Genomic DNA, 16,782 nt, shown 5'->3' on the forward strand with positions numbered 1-16,782 from the left:
TGCTACCCTAAGCATGGGAATTAAGTCGTCGCTGCTTAACGTAAAGCGCGCCAACGGCTAAGTTATTACCGTCTACATCGAGACTGCGATTAATCATTAAGGGAAAGTTTTTACCTAGCCGTAAACTGATGCGCTTACATAAGGTTTCGTTCACCAATTCGTTGCCGGCTAAGGCAATATTATGCACACCGATATTTAAATCGATATGCTCTAGCCAGTTGGCAAGATAATCAGCCAGAGAGTCTTGCATCGCAAAGGCCAGTTGACTGGGGTCATCATTACCGGCAATACGAAAACTTAATAGTGAACCTAAAGTTTTGCACCAGTTCAGGCTACGGTGCGCTTCACCTTTGGTCAGCGGGTAATCAATACGCGGGGCATTGGCACCGTGGTAACGCATGGCGGCGGCCAACAGTGCATCGCTGAGCCATTCTTGGCTTTGGGTTTCCTCTTGGGGATTAAGGCCCATTAAAATGGCGGCAATCGCCCACAGGCTTTGTAAATTATCGCGCCTGCCATGCAGTTTTAGGCTCAAAAGTGCTAAATAGTCGCCTGGGAATAGGTGCTTAAATTTTTGTGCTACAGCATTTTGCGGGCTGTTATCCAGTTGATGGAAGATTTCGTAACCGTTATCGGGTAGTTCGGGTAGGGCGAAAAAGAGTTCAGTGTCACCTTTATTGTCGCAGGTGACGATTTGACTTGCGTGACTATGACTTAGGTAAATCACGGCGGCATTTTTTGCTGGTTTGTGGCTGGTGAATTTACCGTTTAACAGTGCACTGAATAACGCAGCATCCGCTATGGTGTGATTTTCTGTATCGTTATCGTCAAAATCGGTACATTCAAAATCATTACCTTCAAAATCATCACTCTCAACAGTAAAGCCTTCTACTGTTGGTTTGTGAGGTAAGGCGGCGACACTCAGCTCTCCTTGCTGTAAACGTGAGCGAGAACGTTTAGATGCTTGCCACTTTGCTTGATATCCATGAAAAATAACAGTTTCTCTTAAAGGTTCAGGTGCGATAAAGTTTTTAACGGCAACAGAATCTACTCCTACACTGCAAATCTGCGCCCATGCGCCATCGATCCACGCTAGTTGTGGCCGCTGATGCTGCCCTTGAATATAAATCCAATCGATACCTTTTTGTCGCAGTACTTCGGCGAGCACTAATGTCACTCGACTATAAGCAAAGCAAATTTCGTAGAGCGGCGCGTTGAGTTTATCGTGCTCTTGCGTTGGTCTGGCACAAATAAGCGGTTTTTCAATGCTGGATAGTGCAAGGACTTGTGCATCATTCAAACAAAAATGGGCATTCAATGTATTGGGGTTACAAATTAACAGCTGTGGCCGTCCGCCTAAGGATTCATTAAAGGGAGTCAGGCTGAGTTGCAGGTTATCGGCAGCGGCTAACGTTAATGTGACTTGTGTTGGTAAATCCTGTGTTGGTAAATTTTGTGTCGATAAACCCTGCGTTAGTAAATCCTGCACCATGGCGTGAATATCGGATAGCGTTAACGCTTTTTGCGCGGGCGTTAATAGCGTTTCACCTTTACAGCAAGGGCAGGTTAAATCTAGCGCGCCAAATTTAGCTGACTGATTATCGCCAATCAAGGGATAGCAGTGCTGGCAAAAGGGTGTGAGCGCTTGGTTGCTATCTGATTGTGGATAATTGAGTAAGGTTTTCCCACCTTGATGCTCATCGATGGCCTTAATGCTGGAGTCAATCAGCCACGCAGAAATTAAAAAGTCTGCGGCTATGGCATCGGCTAATTGTTCTAGCTGAGTTTGTTCACCTAAAGCCTCGATAAAGTAGTTATATGGGCCAAAGCCATTTTGCCCATCACAGCCTATGTTAATGTTCAGTGCATCGTAATGTAGATATTGATTACATAAATGTGCATATAAAGGCACCTGACGTGAACAGGTAAAATCAAATCGAATATTCTTCATCTGCATGGACGCCACGTTTATAAGAATCAGGGATCAGCGAGTCGATACTATGTTCAGCAATACGCGTTGCAGTGAACCCAAGGGAGGATAAATGCGATAACAGCGTTTTTTCCATTAACGGTACCGCTGCCGCGACCTTAGGAGTAAGGCCAAGAACCATAGGCTCAAGTACTGTAGGTGTTACCCCTAAGATAAAGGTTTTAGGACGGTCACCCACCATTTCCATCATATTAAGGGTTTGCAGCATTTCAACTTCATGGGCGCTGCCTTGCCAATCGATTTCTTTGGGCGCTTTATCAAAATCGAAGAAGTAGACTTCGCCAGCTTCGACCCCGTTGGCATTGACGGTATCGACCACGATTAAGTATTCATATTGGCAGATAATAGGAATGAGCCCTTGGGCCAAGGTGCCACCATCGAGCAGCTCTAGCCGATGAGACTCATGGGTAAACTGATAGTTATCAGAAATGTAATTGACAAAATGTACGCCGATACCTTCATCGGCGTACAGGACATTGCCAATACCAAGCAGCAATATCTTCATTGGGCTCCTAGTGGTGTGAGTCTGGCTTTGGATAGTCGTAGCCAGAGACAATTGAGTCGACCGAGTTATGTTTGAAACGTATTCCTGACCAAACCGCCATGTAGACGTGGATCACGACAAAAATAACAAATGCCCAAGTTAAATAATGATGCCAAATCCTCAGCTGTGCCAGTCCACCCATTTGTGCGGTGATCCAAGCTGCACTACCCCAAAGCATGCCACCTAAACCTTCGTGGTACACATTGGCGTATAGCACCAGACCCGTTATGCATATCACAACAGCGACAAGTGAGATTGCTACATAAGTCACAAATTGCAGCGGTCCATAGACACCAGCTTTATGCAAATGGCCCATCCACAAATAGGATTTGAGCTGAGTGATCCAGCTTTTTATGTTCATTACATCTCGAAATGAGCGCCGCTCAATATCACTTCGACTGAAAAAATACAGATAGAAGCGGACTAAGGTGATAGCGGTTAATAGAAAACCACCCATCAGATGAGCGAAGCGGATCCAGCCCTGTACCAGTACATCAGAGCTATCGGGTGTGGCTAAAAACGGCCAAGAAATATAAAATCCTGTCACGACGAGCACGAGAATTGATAATGCCCGTAGCCAATGAAAAATCCGTATTGCAGGACTAAAAACCAGTGTCCGAATGCGGGTTGCAGAATGGTCCATTTTGCGTTCCCTCCCTCGTTTATTGGCCATTGGGGCTGACACGAAACTCGCTCAGTTCCTGACCTTTAAAATCCATAACGTGTACTGAACACGCCATGCAAGGGTCAAATGAGTGAATAATACGTATCACCTCAAGGGGTTTAGTGGGATCTTCCAGTTTTAGGCCGATGAGTGATGCTTCATAGGGCCCCATTTTCCCGTTGGCATCAATAGGACCGGCGTTCCAAGTGGTCGGTACCACAGTTTGATAGTTTTCAATCACACCATTTTTGATTCTGATCCAGTGGCTTAACGAACCACGGGGAGCTTCCATCATGGCATAGCCAATATATTCCTTATTCGGGTCCATATCGGGTTTTATATAAGTTGTTTCATCTGACTGAATGTTGGTAATTAATGCGTCGAAGGTTTTTAAACCTTGTTGCGCCGCGATCAGTGTTTGCAACATACGTGCAGCGGTACGGCCTAAAGTGGTAAATAGTGCTTCGATAGGTAAGCCTGTCCGCGCGAGTAGGCCATTAACGGTATCCACAACAATTTGATTACCGCGGGCATAGCTAACCAGTAAGCAAGCGAGTGGGCCAACTTCAACCGGTTCACCTTTATAACGAGGTGATTTCACCCACGAATATTTACCGTCACCGTCTAAGGTTGGCAATTTACCGTAAACAGTATCGCGCTCAACAAAGCCGGTATAGTGAGGGATAGTTGTCCCGTCGTAGGGGTGTTGCGGCGCATCGGCACTGTACCAAGCATGGGTGACGTCTTCGGCAATCCAGTCTGGGTTGATATCACTGACGCCCGCTAAATCGCCATTCATAATCACACCTTGGTCAAACAGGTGCTCACCATTGGCAAGAACAAACTCTTGTGAAGCCATAAAGTTCTTCACGTTAACGCCACCCAGTACGCTAGGCTCAGCACCAAAAGCTTCGGCGGCCATGACGATGTCAGCTTGGTATCCGCGCACAATAAAGTCAGTCACGATAGCGTGTTTTTGCTTCCACTCTTGCAGGCGTGCAGGGCTTAACATGTCGCGTACTGAGGTTACTCCGCCGACCACAATCGATTGTGGATGAGGAGATTTACCGCCGAATATTGCCATCATTTCAGCGGCAATACGCTGTATTTCAAGTGCTTTAAGGTAATGTGATAGAGCTACAAGGTTTTGTTCAGGCGTAAATTTATAGGTGCCATTTCCCCAGTAAGCATTCGCAAAAGGGCCCAGTTTACCGGTATCGACAAAGCCTTTAATTCGCTCTTGGACTGCCCTTAAGTCACCTTCACCAGCGGCAATGGGGTTATCGGTATATTTTAAGGCAACTTGGGCGGCTTTCGCGGGATCGGCGCTGAGTGCAGAAACCACATCAACCCAATCTAACCCATGTAGGTGATAAAAATGCACAATGTGATCGTGCATAAATAATGAGGTTTGCATCAGTGAACGCAAATATTTAGCGTTAAGTGGAATGGTCATCCCTAAGGCATTCTCCACCGCTTCAGTACCACAGCGGTAGTGTGAATAAGTACACACACCGCAAATGCGCTGGACAATTAAGCCCACGTCCATTGGAGTACGACCTTTAAGAATGACTTCAATACCGCGCCACAGGGTAGAAGATGACCAAGCTTTACTGATGACATTATTCTCATCCACTTCGACTTCGATACGTAAGTGACCCTCAATACGTGTGATAGGGTCGATAACTACGCGTTTACTCATGGGTTATTCCTCCAGCGGTTTGGCAAAAAGACTGGCAACAGCATGGGCTCCAATACCCACAACAGTCGCGCCTAAAATCACCGCACCAATAGTATCTGCGGTCGCATCCAATCCATGGAGGAGTTGACGGCCAAGGGGTTTTTCAAAGTCAGCCATATCATCCCAGAAGTTAGGTTCTGAGCAGCCCATACAACCGTGTCCAGCGAGTACTGGCCAACTTGTGTGATGGTTAAAGCGCTCGGTGGGGCAGTTGTTGTAGGTATAAGGTCCTTTACAACCGACTTTATACAAGCAATAGCCTTCTTTAGCGCCATGATCGCCAAATTCTTCAACAAATTCACCGGCATCAAAGCGGCCGCGGCGTTCACAGTTATCGTGTACCCGTGCGCCATAAGCCCATTTAGGTCTGTTAAACATATCCAGCGCAGGTAATTTGCCGAACATAATGAAGTACATCAAAGTGCCAACTATGTTCTTTTCGCTTGGTGGGCAACCTCCTAAGTTAATCACGGGTTTACTGACCACCTCATGCACGCCCTTAGCCCCCGTTGGGTTTGGATAAGCGGCTTGCACGCCACCGAACGCGGCGCAAGTGCCTACAGATATAATGGCTGCAGCGCCTTCTGCGGCATGTTTGATGATTTCTAAACCTGTGTGACCTTTACAGCCTACCGTTAAAAAACTGCCGTTATTTGCAGTGGGAATCGCCCCTTCAACGGCCAGTAAATAACGTCCTTTGTAGGTTTCGAGTGCATTTTCAAGGTTTTCTTCGGCTTGCCAACCAGAGGCCGCCATTAAGGTTTCGTGATATTCCAAGGAGATGTGATCGAAAATTAGCGAGTCTAGGTTTGGCGTATCGGTACGAATTAACGATTCTGAACAGCCCGTACATTCGGCCATATGCAGCCAGATTAACGGAACTCTGTCGGCTAGCTCAGCGGCCTGTGCAACTAAGTTACTAAAGGGCAGTGGTAATGCGAGCATGCCCGTCACCATGGCACTCCATTTCATGAAATCACGGCGACTGATGCCATGTTGTTGCATCTTTTCAATCAAGGATTGCTGTTGACGGGGAGCGAATTGGCGTAACGCATCTAAGCGAGCCTTTCCCTGTTCATATAGGGCTGCATGTGTGTCCATGGGTCAACCTTTATTGTTGTTTAAATGTAAATTGGTAAGGGTTTACATAATTGACAAACTCAGTTTAGCCCTGGGGAATGTAAATAATGTTGATATATATCAAGGATTTTAAATCAACGTGACGAAAGGGCGTTCTACATTCCATTAACATGATGCAGATCTGATTTCAGTTTTTAAAGTGGGTCAAAATGTCGCGCTTTTGTCATGTTGTAGGCAAGAGAGTATTAAGGGGGTTGTTTGTGGATTCAATTGAGTTGATACCAGTGTGATGCGCTTAATCCAGTTAATTGAAGCAATATCAAATAGGTTAATAAAGCCTTAAGATTGGTTGAATAGATTGGGATACAATTGTTGGCGTTAAACGTCCTTAATGATGAACCTCGATATTTTTGAAATAGATCCTTAATATTATGGTGATATCGCGAAGCGTGGCGCCGATTATCACGCCGGTTATATCGCTATTTGCTGCAGATAGTAAGGTTTAGAGTGTAACTGAATGGTGTGGTTGCTAGCATGACGAAGTATGCGGTAAGGCGTAAAATAGATAGCATTTTCACACTAATATAATGTTATACCAATCACATTAACTATCTAATCAGTTCAGAGCCCCACTGGTATTTCAACGCGCTTTATACTGGGTTTAAGGCTTTCGCCAGAGCACCACTATGCTTTCAAGCCTTCGCCTTGTCTAAAGCGCGTTGTACTCCCGCTGAATGAAATACGATTGATATTAGAAACGTTAAAATTAGCATTCCCACCCATCGCTCAGTTAAGGAGATTAAATGCGTATTATGTTGGTTGAAGATAATGAGTTATTAGCCCAAGGAATATGCCTAAGCTTAGGTAAACTGGGCATGCAGGTTGATCATCTTAATACTTACCAACAAGCATTACAGGGTGTTAAAAATGAAAGTTTTAGTGCCATAGTGCTCGACCTTGGTTTACCCGATGGCAACGGCAAAGAATTACTCAAGACTTGGCGGCAGCAAGGGGTATCCATTCCAACGATAGTGTTGACCGCTAATACCAATTTCGATACTAAACTTGAGTGTTTGGACATAGGTGCTGATGATTATTTAGGTAAACCCTTTGATGTACGTGAGTTGGCGGCCCGTATACGTGCCATTGTTAGGCGTCAGTATGGACTCGATCACAACAGTTTGATTATTGGTGCATTGAGTATTGGCTTAGATACTCGTGAGGTGATTTTTCGCGAACAAAATGTAGTGCTTTCACGCCGTGAGTTTCAATTATTACTCGAACTTGCCCAGTCAGCCGGGCGCGTATTGACCCGCAGTCAACTCGAGCAGTTAACTTATGGTTGGGATGAAGTCGGTAGCAACTCGATTGAAGTGCATATTCATCATTTGCGTAAGAAGCTCGCCAACGAGCTGATTAAAACTGTGCGTGGCATAGGTTATACCTTGATTGAAACAAATTAATCCGATCAATTCAGTGACAAAAACTGCGTTTGTGGGTATTGATATCTTAACTGTTTGCTGAGAATGTAAAGACGTTAGGAAATTTAAGTGATTAGATTAAAAGGGCAGGATGTGTATTCACTGCGTTTAGTGCTGACATTATTGATTTTGTCAGGGATTTCAGTCTCAGTGGCTGTCTCTAGCTGGTTGAGCACCCGTGATTCTAAGCATCAAATAGAAGAGCTTTTTGATGCGCAAATGATACAAACTGCAAAAATGCTGGAGCTGTTTTATCATACAGATCTTGGCGCACCCGTTAAAAATCAAACGAAACTGCAAATATTGCATGTCCCAGATAGTCAAATCAGCACTTTTGCTGAAAAAGCGGATGCGTTGAAACTCGCCTATGAGCATAAGTTGGCGTTTCAAATTTGGAGTGAGGCAGGTGAAGCGCTGGTTTTATCCGATAATATTGGCCTCAAACCGATTACGCGTTTTGTGCAGGGCTATCATCAGACCATGTTTGAAGGTCAACTTTGGCATGTGTTTAGTTTTTTCTCAATAAAAAATAATGTGTGGATTGTGACCGCTCAGCGTGATGACGTGCGTCAAGAGTTGGTATCACAAATTATGCATAATGCAGTGATAGTGCCCTTGATTGTGGTGCCTTTGACATTGTTGATCGTAAGCTTATTGTTTTATCTTTTATTCAGGCCGTTAAAAACCTTTGAAAGAGAATTAATCAGTCGAGCGCCAAACGATCTTACGCCACTGACCATGTCGTTACCCAAAGAGCTTGTGCCTGTGCGCCGCGCATTAAATTTGTATATTGATAGCATTGCCCGCTTTATTGCCCGTGAACGCCGCTTTAGCGCCGATGCCGCCCATGAACTAAAAACACCATTATCGGTAATTAAATTACATCAACATGGTTTAGAAAGCTTGATTGAGGACGATCCGCAGCAGAAGTTTCATTTAGCGGCGATTGATGCGGGTGTCGAACAGATGAGTCATACGGTTGAACAGCTCCTAGTGCTTGCTAGAGTTGATTCAATTAATGAACTTAATGTGTCATCTCATGGTATTTTGCCGATGATTGAAGATGCACTTAATCAGCTGATGCCACAAATAACTGATTATGAATGGAACATGGATATTACCTCTGTGCTGACCGTGAAATGCGACCGCTTTTATTTGCTACTCGTGCTAAAGAATATTATTGAAAATGCCTGTAAATACAGCCCCAAGGAATCTGAAATATCAATCTCAGCTCGCATTGTTGATGATGAAATCAGTATTTGTATTGCAGACAAAGGGCAAGGTATGTCGGAACTGCAGATTGCCAGTGCAACTGAGCGCTTCTATCGTGTAAATGAAAATGAGGGCATTGGTGCCGGTTTAGGGTTGTCTATTTGTCATCACATCATTGAGTTGCATCAAGGTCGTTTGGTGTTGGCAGCAAGAGAGCTGGGAGGATTATCGGTGACTATTTTTTTGCCACGTGAGCAGCACAAGTCAAATCGAGAAATATAAGCAGTACTATAATGATCTTACTTCAGTTTGTAGCTGAATTTAGTTAGAACGCGAATATGCTGCTTATCGACTTTAACGCTAGAGTGTATTGTTTTATCAGATTTTTGTCGCAGGTGACATTCTGTACCTTTTAAGTTTTGCAACATTAAATCAAGCCTTTTCAAAGCACTGTTTATTGGCAATCATGTCGTATTTTGAACAAAAAATGTTGTTTTGTAACTGTGAAAGCATAAATAAGCATGCTAATGTTATTTTTATATGCTTTTTTAGTATAGACTTATTCTTAAATAGTATTGTCTAGAAGGAGTTAACTGCATCTTTACTTATGCGTTTTTTTCTCATTCTGATATCTTTCGCGATATATAAGCGGTTGTTTTTTTTCATCACTCATTCAGAGTGGGGGAAATGCGCTGCACATATAAAAAACATTGATTTTTTTAGTTTATTTTTTAGGTTACCTATCTATGGTTAGCTTGTTGCGTTGCCCATCGTCCAAACCTTATTCGTCACTCATCTGTTCATTGACGCTAGGCGCTGTTGTCGCCCTGTCTGGTGTCGCGTACGCTGAAGAGACAATTCCCACCGAGACAGTGCCTGTGGTTACTCCACCGAAAGCAATTGTTCAGCCGGCGGCTAAAAATCAAGTGCGCTTTACTAAAACAGGCGCTTTTGATGGTGAGACTGTCATAAAAATCGCAAAACGTTTGGCAGCAAAACCCTATGTGGCCCTCAAAGACCCTTTACCTGCTGGCCTTGCGAAACTGTCCTACGATGAATACCGTGATATCCGTTTCAATCCGACTGCGTCAATTTGGCGTGATCAGGGTGTGCCTTTTCAAATGCAAATGTTCCACCGTGGTTTTTATTTCCAAGATCTGATTGAAATAGCCGTCGTTGAGGGGAATAAAGCGACACATTTGGCCTATGAGCCTAAGTATTTCACAGCCGGTGAAGTGATTACCCAAGCGTTACCCAATGACGATATTGGTTATTCCGGCTTTCGTATTCATAACCAACTGAATACTAACGGTGTTTTTGATGAGCTAATGGTATTTCAAGGTGCGAGTTATTTTCGTGCTCTGGGTAAAGGTAATGCCTATGGCTTATCTTCACGTGGTTTAGCCTTAAAAACTGCTGATGCCGAAGGGGAAGAATTCCCGATATTTCGCGCATTTTGGGTTGAGCGTCCATACAATGATAGCAATTTGATTGTTGTACATGCTTTGTTAGATAGCCCAAGTGTAGCGGGGGCTTATACCTTCTCAGTGCGTCCAGGCGATAACACGCTGATTGATGTTGAAGCGACACTGTTTCCACGGGTTGAACTCAATAAAGTCGGTCTAGCGCCAAGTACTAGCATGTTCTTACATTCGCTAAATGGCCGTCACGATACCGACGATTTTAGACCAGAAGTACATGATTCTGATGGTTTATTGATGTTAAATGGTCGTGGTGAGTATTTGTGGCGTCCACTGGCTAATCCGCGTCAATTACAAGTTAGTGCGTTTTCAGACAACTCTCCACAGGGTTTTGGGTTAATCCAACGTGAACGTGACTATGAGGCATACCAAGATTTAGAAGCCCATTATGAACGTCGTCCTAGTTTGTGGATTGAACCGGTCGGTAATTGGGGCCAAGGTTCAGTGGTGTTAACTGAAATTCCGACTGAGTCAGAAATCCATGACAACATAGTGAGCTATTGGAAACCACGTCAACCTATCCCCGCTGGCGGTGAGTTTCATTTTGCTTATCGTATGAGCTGGGGTGATGAACCTACCGCTAAAATAGGCGCAGTGCATGTGTCTCGTTCTGCCAGTGGTCGTGCCGATATTGCTAAAGCAACACCAAGACGTTTATTTGTGGTTGATTACGAAATTAAAGGCCCGATGACGGATGAAATACCTGTTGCTAAAGTTGAAGCCTCTGGCGGCGTAGTGACCAATGTGGTGATTGCCCGTAATGCTACCAAAAATGGTTACCGCTTAGCCTTTGAGTTAGAACCAGAAGATAAAGAACTTATCGAACTGCGTGCTGAACTCAAATTTCCCACTCCTCGTCAGGTTGAAACCTGGCTCTATCGCTGGACGCTGTAAGGTTCATGACGGAGCAACATAATATGACTGTACCCGATAACTCGGTACTCGAGACAGAAGTTCTCGTCGGTGGTAGCGCTATGCCAAATGAACGGCCTGGCGCGATGGAACCGCAAAATTTAAGCAAGATGCCGGAAGGTTTTCCGCGCCGTAGCACAGTGGCGAATGGGGTGCGTTCGCGCGCCTCTCGCCGTTTTTTTGTGGTTGGCGGCGCTTTATTAATGTCTCTGTTTGCTATTTATGAAATGGGTGCGGTATTTAGTATTGGTGGGATAACGCCCTTAGAGTATCTGGTACTGGTACTATTTGCGGTTAACTTTTGCTGGATTGCTTTAGCATTTTGTAGTGGTATTGCAGGTTTCCTCATCTTGTTACGTAAGCCGCGTGCCAAAGACTTGGATGCGACGCAGCTGCATACGCGTACCGCGATTTTGATGCCAACCTATAACGAATCTCCTGACAGAGTATTTTCAGCGGTCTCAGTAATGGCTGAAACTTTGTCGCAAACCGGACATGGTCATGCTTTTGATTGGTTTATCTTAAGTGATACTACAGATCCGGATATCGCATTGCTCGAAGAGCAGGCGTTTTTGGTGTTACGCCAAGAAACTCATAAGCATTCGCGGGTTTATTATCGTCGTCGTCGTAAAAACGTCGCCCGTAAAGCGGGTAACGTGGCGGATTTTTGCCGTCGTTGGGGATCGCGCTATGATCATTTATTGGTGCTTGATGCCGACAGCTTGATGGAGTCGTCAACAATCACAGGCTTAGCGCAGCGTATGCAAGCCGATCCCGATGCGGGCTTGATTCAAACCATTCCATCTTTAATCAATGGCACCACCTTAATGGCGCGTTTACAGCAATTTGCAGCGCGTATTTATGGTCCTGTGATTGGCACTGGATTAGGTTGGTGGGTACAAAAAGAAGGTAACTTCTGGGGCCACAATGCGATTATTCGTACAGAAGCCTTTATGACTGCGGCAGGCTTACCCAACCTTAAAGGTAAACCGCCTTTTGGTGGCCATATCATGAGTCATGATTTTGTGGAAGCCGCGTTAATTCGTCGTGCTGGCTGGAGCGTCGTTATTGCCTATGACTTGCCAGGTTCCTACGAAGAATGCCCACCATCGATTATAGATTTAGCCGTACGTGATCGTCGCTGGTGCCAAGGTAACCTGCAGCATTCACGTATTTTGCCGACCAAAGGTCTGCACTGGGTGAGTCGTTTGCATTTACTGACGGGTATCATGGCTTATTTATCATCACCTTTCTGGTTGATGTTAATTTTGACCGGTTTGATGCTGGCTCTGCAGGCACACTTTATTCGACCTGAATATTTTACCGACCAATTTTCACTGTTCCCCACTTGGCCCATCATGGACTCGGACAGGGCATTAAGATTGTTCTACATTACGATGGGCGTTTTATTTGGCCCTAAAGTATTTGGTGTCTTGTTACTGCTTAAAGACGGCGAGTTTGCTCGCAGTGTTGGTGGCCGAATTAAAGCGATATTTAGTGTGATCTTTGAGGTCATACTCTCAGCGCTTATCGCACCTATCATGATGTTTATTCATTGTGGCGCAGTGATGTCGATTTTGATGGGGCGGGATAGTGGTTGGTCGCCGCAGCGTCGTGATGATGGCAGTATGCCTTGGATGACGCTTTTATACCGTCATCGCTGGCACATGCTAGCGGGTATTATGTTAGGTTATGCGGCTATTTTGGATTCTTTGACACTCTTAGCGTGGATGAGTCCTGCTTTAATTGGTCTGTGGTTTGCCGTACCTATCTCTGCATGGACGGGTTCAGTTAAAATAGGCGAAGTATTCAAACGGGCAGGTATTCTCGCAACTCCAGAGGAGCGTAATCCCGCCGTTATTTGTCTTCAAGCACAAGAAGCGCGTACTGCCTACCAAGGTTTTATTGCGGAACCTTGGACATTAGAGCAGCTTCTTAAAGATCCTACGTTAATGGAACTACATTTGGCTATGGTTGATAAACAACCCTTGCGCGCCGCTGGCACACCAATTGAAGCGATGGAAGCGATATTGCATGTGAAGGTATTAGAAGCGCGTTGTCAGCAAAGTGCTTTAGCGCTACTTAATCGTCAAGAAATGGCGATGGTGTTAGCCAACCCACAGATGCTGCGTAACTTACAAAAATTACCTGAACAATTTATCGAAGAAGATTTAGTTTCTTTTTGCTAATTGTTATTAGCGTATAGCTTGTCTTAAATGCCACTGACGAAGTTCAGTGGCATTTTTCTTTTCATTATCTATAGTTAGCGCTAGCAATTCATCAATCTCCGTGGAATAGTCTTAATGTAGTGTTCGTCCTCTGACATGATTGCAGACTGTATTAAGGGAGTGTTTATGGTGTTGCTAAAGATCATCCGCTCTTTCTACCGTTGGTTTGATTGTGCTGTCGTTATCTTGGTGCAGCATACCTTTGTGTTATCAAAGCGCACATCAAATGCGATAAAGGCAAATAGGAATAAGAGACTCAGTGGTGATCGCTTGGCTGCCTTATTATGTAGTCATTTAACATTCATTGTTATCGTTATATTACCTTTCTGTGTAGTTAATGCCGCTGATGAGATGACACCGCTGAATGTAACTCACAACACAGATAATGAGTCACATACTGAGCTAAGTACAAAGTTAAGCACAGATCTCTATGCAATAGAGCCCGAGCCTCAACTGCAACTTGAGGCATTAATGCCACAGGTATTGTTATTAGATCTTGCGGGAGTGAATCCCTTATTCAGCCAAGATTACCGTGAACTGGTCGCTTCACCCAATACATTATCAATGGCAGATTTAGCCCGAATACAAGCCAATGTAGCAAGTTATTGGCGTTATGTGACGTTATTAACGGCATGTAATGACACTGGAACGGTGGAAGCAACCTCTGCCGTTATCCCTATGGATACTCCATTCCAAAGCGTGTTGAAACAAATCACCCATCTTGTGCAACTTGATCGAGTAGAACCATGGGAAACCTTAGTGTTAGATGAAAAGCTGACCGTAGGTATGAATAGTCAAGTTATTGATATTATTGCAAAACGTTTACAAGTATTGGGCGACTTAACCACATGGCCAGATATGGCTCAAATGTATACCGAAGAGCTAATGGTAGGTATTAAACGCTTTCAACTAAGGCATGGGCTGAAACAGGATGGGGTCATTGGTAAAAAAACCTTGTACTGGTTGAATCAATCTCCTAAAGCAAGGGCGGTATTACTGGCGAAAAATACGATTCGGAAAAGGCTTTTTGAACGTAAATTAGCGTCGAGCTATTTGTTGATTAATATCCCTGCTTTTGAAATGATTTTAGTGGATAACGGTACTAAAGTGCTTAAGTCTAAGGTGATTGTCGGCAAACCGTCTCGACAAACACCGCTTTTAGATAGTCAAATATCCAGTATTGTGCTTAATCCTGATTGGCGAGTTCCGAGCAGTATCTTGCGCCGAGATATTCTACCGCAAATCAAAAAAAATGGTCATTACCTCAGTGAGCGTCAGTTTGATGTGTATGATTATAATGGTCAATTGGTGCAGCATACCCCAGAAGAGTGGCAAGCATTAGCATCGACTTCGTTTCCATACAAATTAGTCCAGCGCCCTGGTACGAAGAATGCGTTAGGCAAATATAAGTTTCATTTTGAAAACAGTTTTAGTGTGTATTTACATGATACGTCTGAGCCTAGCCTGTTTAATAAAGAAAATAGAGCATTATCATCGGGTTGTATTCGTATAGAGAAAGTTGCTGAATTAGCGCAGTGGTTTAAAGAGCATTTAGTCAAAGACAAACGCTTATGGGACAAATTAGTTCCAGAAATTACCCACGCACAGTGGTTTGCTTTGTCAGAAAAGCTGCCAGTACATCTTGTTTATTGGACGGCATGGCTAGAGGATAATGGCCAAGATCATTATCGCAGTGACATATACAACTTAGAACCTGAGTTAACCAATGCAGTGCCCGCAGCAGTACTCGATATTCGTTGAGGGAGCTTTTACCACTTTACTATTTGTATTACTAACAAATTGAACTCACACGGCATTTTAAAACTGCGCTAAAAAATCGAGCGAGTAAAACTTGAACTTAGTATTAATTCAGTATAAGTTGCCTCTCTGATGACCAAAAAATAGACAAAAAGGTGACCGTGTGACTTTGATCTGTCCTGCCCGTAGGCAGTTATTGTTAGGCCTTAGTGGTGTGGCATTATGTTCTTTTATTCCTTCAAAAGCCGTGGCGAGTCGTTCAACAAAAGGGATCCGCGAATTAAGTCTTTTTAATCGACATACTGGAGAACGTGACGACGGCAGTTATTGGGTTGATGGGCATTATCAAAGTAAGGTATTAAAAGATTTTAATCATTTACTGCGGGATCATCGTCAGAATATTGCTGCGCCAATGGATAAACGGTTATTCGATTTACTCTATTCGCTTAAAACGACTTTAAATACCGATGATGAAATACATGTAATTTCTGGTTATCGATCACCGAAAACCAACGCAATGCTGGCGAGTAACAGTGGTGGTGTTGCCAAAAAAAGTTACCATATGCGGGGAATGGCGATGGATATTGCCATTCCAAGCGTTAAGTTAAAAACCCTACGTGAGGCCGCATTATCGCTGAAACTCGGAGGTGTTGGGTATTATCCCAGCTCTGGTTTTGTGCATGTGGATTGTGGCCCGGTAAGGCACTGGTAACTCAGTACTTTTATTATTGCATCTGCAGGTGAAACGTTTGCTCTAAGGCTTGAGCCTCAATTAAATAATGCTGCAGCAGTGGAATAAAGTGCTGGTTTAGCATGCTTAGCTCCCGATGCTGTTGCCAATGACAGATTAATAGGCTTAAGCGCTGCGATAATTGGTATTGTCTAAGTCTTTGCGCTTTTATGTCGACACCCTGAGTGGTTTGCATCAGCATAATTAAGATATGGTTTTTTTGTTGGGTACAGGCGAGTAATTCTAAACATTTTAATTCTAACGTATTTTGCTGATATGGCACAGTTTCGATAAGCGAGACTAACTCATGGGCTAATTGGCATGAAAGTCGATTCTCTTGCTGTAACTGGTATAGTGGATGAGACATATTATGACGCATCAATTATCGAAATTTGCTCGAGCTTATCAGGCTTTTTTAGAGCCCAGTGTGATCTAGAACGCGAGTTTTTCTTTTCAGGACAGAGCAGTTTCTTTAGTGTAACCGCCATGATACAAGTCCTTTAACTTGATAAAGACCCCTCCATTTTACTAACGCAGACATTGGTATGTTCAGGCATTGGCTGATTCTTGTGTGCTTTAGGTATCTATGTTAATATCCGCGCGCTTTATATGAGCCGCCATTGGTCGAAAATGTCGGCAATTTTTTACTCTAAATTTAAGTGAGAAACACATGTCTTACACTATCCAAGCACAAGCCCGCACTGAAATAGGGAAAGGTTCGAGCCGCCGCCTACGCCATGCTGCTAAAGTACCTGCTGTTATTTATGGCAAAGGCAAAGAGCCAGTTTCTATTGTTTTTGATCACAAAGATATCATTAACATTCAAGCTAATGAAGATTTCTACACTTCTACACTGACTATCGTTGTTGATGGAAAAGATGTAGGTGTACGTGTTCAAGCTATGCAACGCCACGTGTTCAAGCCAATCATTGAGCATGTTGACTTCGTTTACGCTTAATTG

At 44.0% G+C, this 16,782-nt stretch carries 13 protein-coding genes and 1 pseudogene; 8 read left to right on the forward strand and 6 right to left on the reverse strand.

Annotation, left to right across the window (positions count from 1 at the left end):
• Positions 1-7: 7 nt before the first annotated feature.
• Genes C9I43_RS05975 through hyaA form a run of 5 tightly spaced genes read right to left on the reverse strand, consistent with a single transcriptional unit; the run spans position 8 to position 6,040 of the window.
• Positions 8-1,951, reverse strand: a complete 1,944-nt coding sequence (locus C9I43_RS05975) for a NiFe hydrogenase (protein ID WP_107882718.1) — start codon at positions 1,949-1,951, stop codon at positions 8-10.
• Positions 1,932-2,495, reverse strand: a complete 564-nt coding sequence (locus C9I43_RS05980) for a HyaD/HybD family hydrogenase maturation endopeptidase (protein ID WP_076500182.1) — start codon at positions 2,493-2,495, stop codon at positions 1,932-1,934. Before C9I43_RS05980 ends, C9I43_RS05975 begins: the two co-directional genes overlap by 20 nt.
• Positions 2,496-2,502: 7 nt before the next feature.
• Positions 2,503-3,177, reverse strand: a complete 675-nt coding sequence (cybH, locus tag C9I43_RS05985) for a Ni/Fe-hydrogenase, b-type cytochrome subunit (protein WP_076500180.1) — start codon at positions 3,175-3,177, stop codon at positions 2,503-2,505.
• Positions 3,178-3,196: 19 nt separating this feature from the next.
• The gene (gene hyaB, locus C9I43_RS05990; protein WP_107882720.1) at positions 3,197-4,900 is read right to left on the reverse strand and encodes a nickel-dependent hydrogenase large subunit; all 1,704 of its coding nucleotides are present in this window, start codon (positions 4,898-4,900) and stop codon (positions 3,197-3,199) included.
• A gap of 3 nt (positions 4,901-4,903) precedes the next feature.
• Positions 4,904-6,040 carry a nickel-dependent hydrogenase small subunit gene (gene hyaA / locus C9I43_RS05995; RefSeq protein ID WP_076500176.1) on the reverse strand — a complete coding sequence of 379 codons (1,137 nt, stop codon included), beginning with the start codon at positions 6,038-6,040 and terminating at the stop codon, positions 4,904-4,906.
• A 616-nt stretch (positions 6,041-6,656) separates the two neighbouring features.
• Between hyaA and C9I43_RS19015 the strand changes: the two genes are divergently transcribed.
• The 7 genes from C9I43_RS19015 to mepK all read left to right on the forward strand — a co-directional run bounded on the left by C9I43_RS19015 (position 6,657) and on the right by mepK (position 15,803).
• Positions 6,657-6,842, forward strand: coding sequence for a hypothetical protein (locus C9I43_RS19015; RefSeq protein WP_258191996.1), 186 nt, complete (start codon positions 6,657-6,659; stop codon positions 6,840-6,842).
• Complete coding sequence (locus C9I43_RS06000; protein ID WP_076500174.1) at positions 6,823-7,482, forward strand: response regulator transcription factor; 660 nt, start codon at positions 6,823-6,825, stop codon at positions 7,480-7,482. Before C9I43_RS19015 ends, C9I43_RS06000 begins: the two co-directional genes overlap by 20 nt.
• A gap of 87 nt (positions 7,483-7,569) precedes the next feature.
• Positions 7,570-8,994 (forward strand): ATP-binding protein, encoded by a 1,425-nt coding sequence (locus tag C9I43_RS06005; protein ID WP_076500172.1) that lies wholly within the window; start codon positions 7,570-7,572, stop codon positions 8,992-8,994.
• Positions 8,995-9,458: 464 nt separating this feature from the next.
• Positions 9,459-11,087, forward strand: coding sequence for a glucan biosynthesis protein G (locus C9I43_RS06010; protein ID WP_076500170.1), 1,629 nt, complete (start codon positions 9,459-9,461; stop codon positions 11,085-11,087).
• A 23-nt stretch (positions 11,088-11,110) separates the two neighbouring features.
• On the forward strand, positions 11,111-13,294 hold the full coding sequence (gene mdoH / locus C9I43_RS06015) for a glucans biosynthesis glucosyltransferase MdoH (RefSeq protein WP_076500168.1): 2,184 nt from the start codon (positions 11,111-11,113) through the stop codon (positions 13,292-13,294).
• Between the two features lie 165 nt (positions 13,295-13,459).
• Positions 13,460-15,094, forward strand: coding sequence for a L,D-transpeptidase family protein (locus C9I43_RS06020; protein WP_258191733.1), 1,635 nt, complete (start codon positions 13,460-13,462; stop codon positions 15,092-15,094).
• Between the two features lie 160 nt (positions 15,095-15,254).
• The gene (mepK, locus tag C9I43_RS06025; protein WP_107882722.1) at positions 15,255-15,803 is read left to right on the forward strand and encodes a peptidoglycan L,D-endopeptidase MepK; all 549 of its coding nucleotides are present in this window, start codon (positions 15,255-15,257) and stop codon (positions 15,801-15,803) included.
• Here mepK and C9I43_RS06030 read toward each other — a convergent pair.
• Positions 15,691-16,188 (reverse strand): annotated as a pseudogene (locus C9I43_RS06030) (hypothetical protein). The gene mepK and the pseudogene C9I43_RS06030 overlap by 113 nt on opposite strands.
• 303 nt (positions 16,189-16,491) lie before the next feature.
• On the opposite strand from C9I43_RS06030, the gene rplY reads away from it, so the two are divergent.
• Complete coding sequence (gene rplY / locus C9I43_RS06035) at positions 16,492-16,779, forward strand: 50S ribosomal protein L25 (protein ID WP_076500164.1); 288 nt, start codon at positions 16,492-16,494, stop codon at positions 16,777-16,779.
• The last annotated feature ends 3 nt before the right edge of the window (positions 16,780-16,782 follow it).

This window comes from Shewanella morhuae, from assembly GCF_003028295.1.
Taxonomy (GTDB): domain Bacteria; phylum Pseudomonadota; class Gammaproteobacteria; order Enterobacterales; family Shewanellaceae; genus Shewanella; species Shewanella morhuae.

Coding starts and splice junctions, on each gene's coding strand:
- C9I43_RS05975 (WP_107882718.1), bottom strand. CDS start 1,951: ATGAAGAATATTCGATTTGATTTTACCTGTTCACGTCAGGTGCCTTTA.
- C9I43_RS05980 (WP_076500182.1), bottom strand. CDS start 2,495: ATGAAGATATTGCTGCTTGGTATTGGCAATGTCCTGTACGCCGATGAA.
- cybH (WP_076500180.1), bottom strand. CDS start 3,177: ATGGACCATTCTGCAACCCGCATTCGGACACTGGTTTTTAGTCCTGCA.
- hyaB (WP_107882720.1), bottom strand. CDS start 4,900: ATGAGTAAACGCGTAGTTATCGACCCTATCACACGTATTGAGGGTCAC.
- hyaA (WP_076500176.1), bottom strand. CDS start 6,040: ATGGACACACATGCAGCCCTATATGAACAGGGAAAGGCTCGCTTAGAT.
- C9I43_RS06000 (WP_076500174.1), top strand. CDS start 6,823: ATGCGTATTATGTTGGTTGAAGATAATGAGTTATTAGCCCAAGGAATA.
- C9I43_RS06010 (WP_076500170.1), top strand. CDS start 9,459: ATGGTTAGCTTGTTGCGTTGCCCATCGTCCAAACCTTATTCGTCACTC.
- mdoH (WP_076500168.1), top strand. CDS start 11,111: ATGACTGTACCCGATAACTCGGTACTCGAGACAGAAGTTCTCGTCGGT.
- C9I43_RS06020 (WP_258191733.1), top strand. CDS start 13,460: ATGGTGTTGCTAAAGATCATCCGCTCTTTCTACCGTTGGTTTGATTGT.
- rplY (WP_076500164.1), top strand. CDS start 16,492: ATGTCTTACACTATCCAAGCACAAGCCCGCACTGAAATAGGGAAAGGT.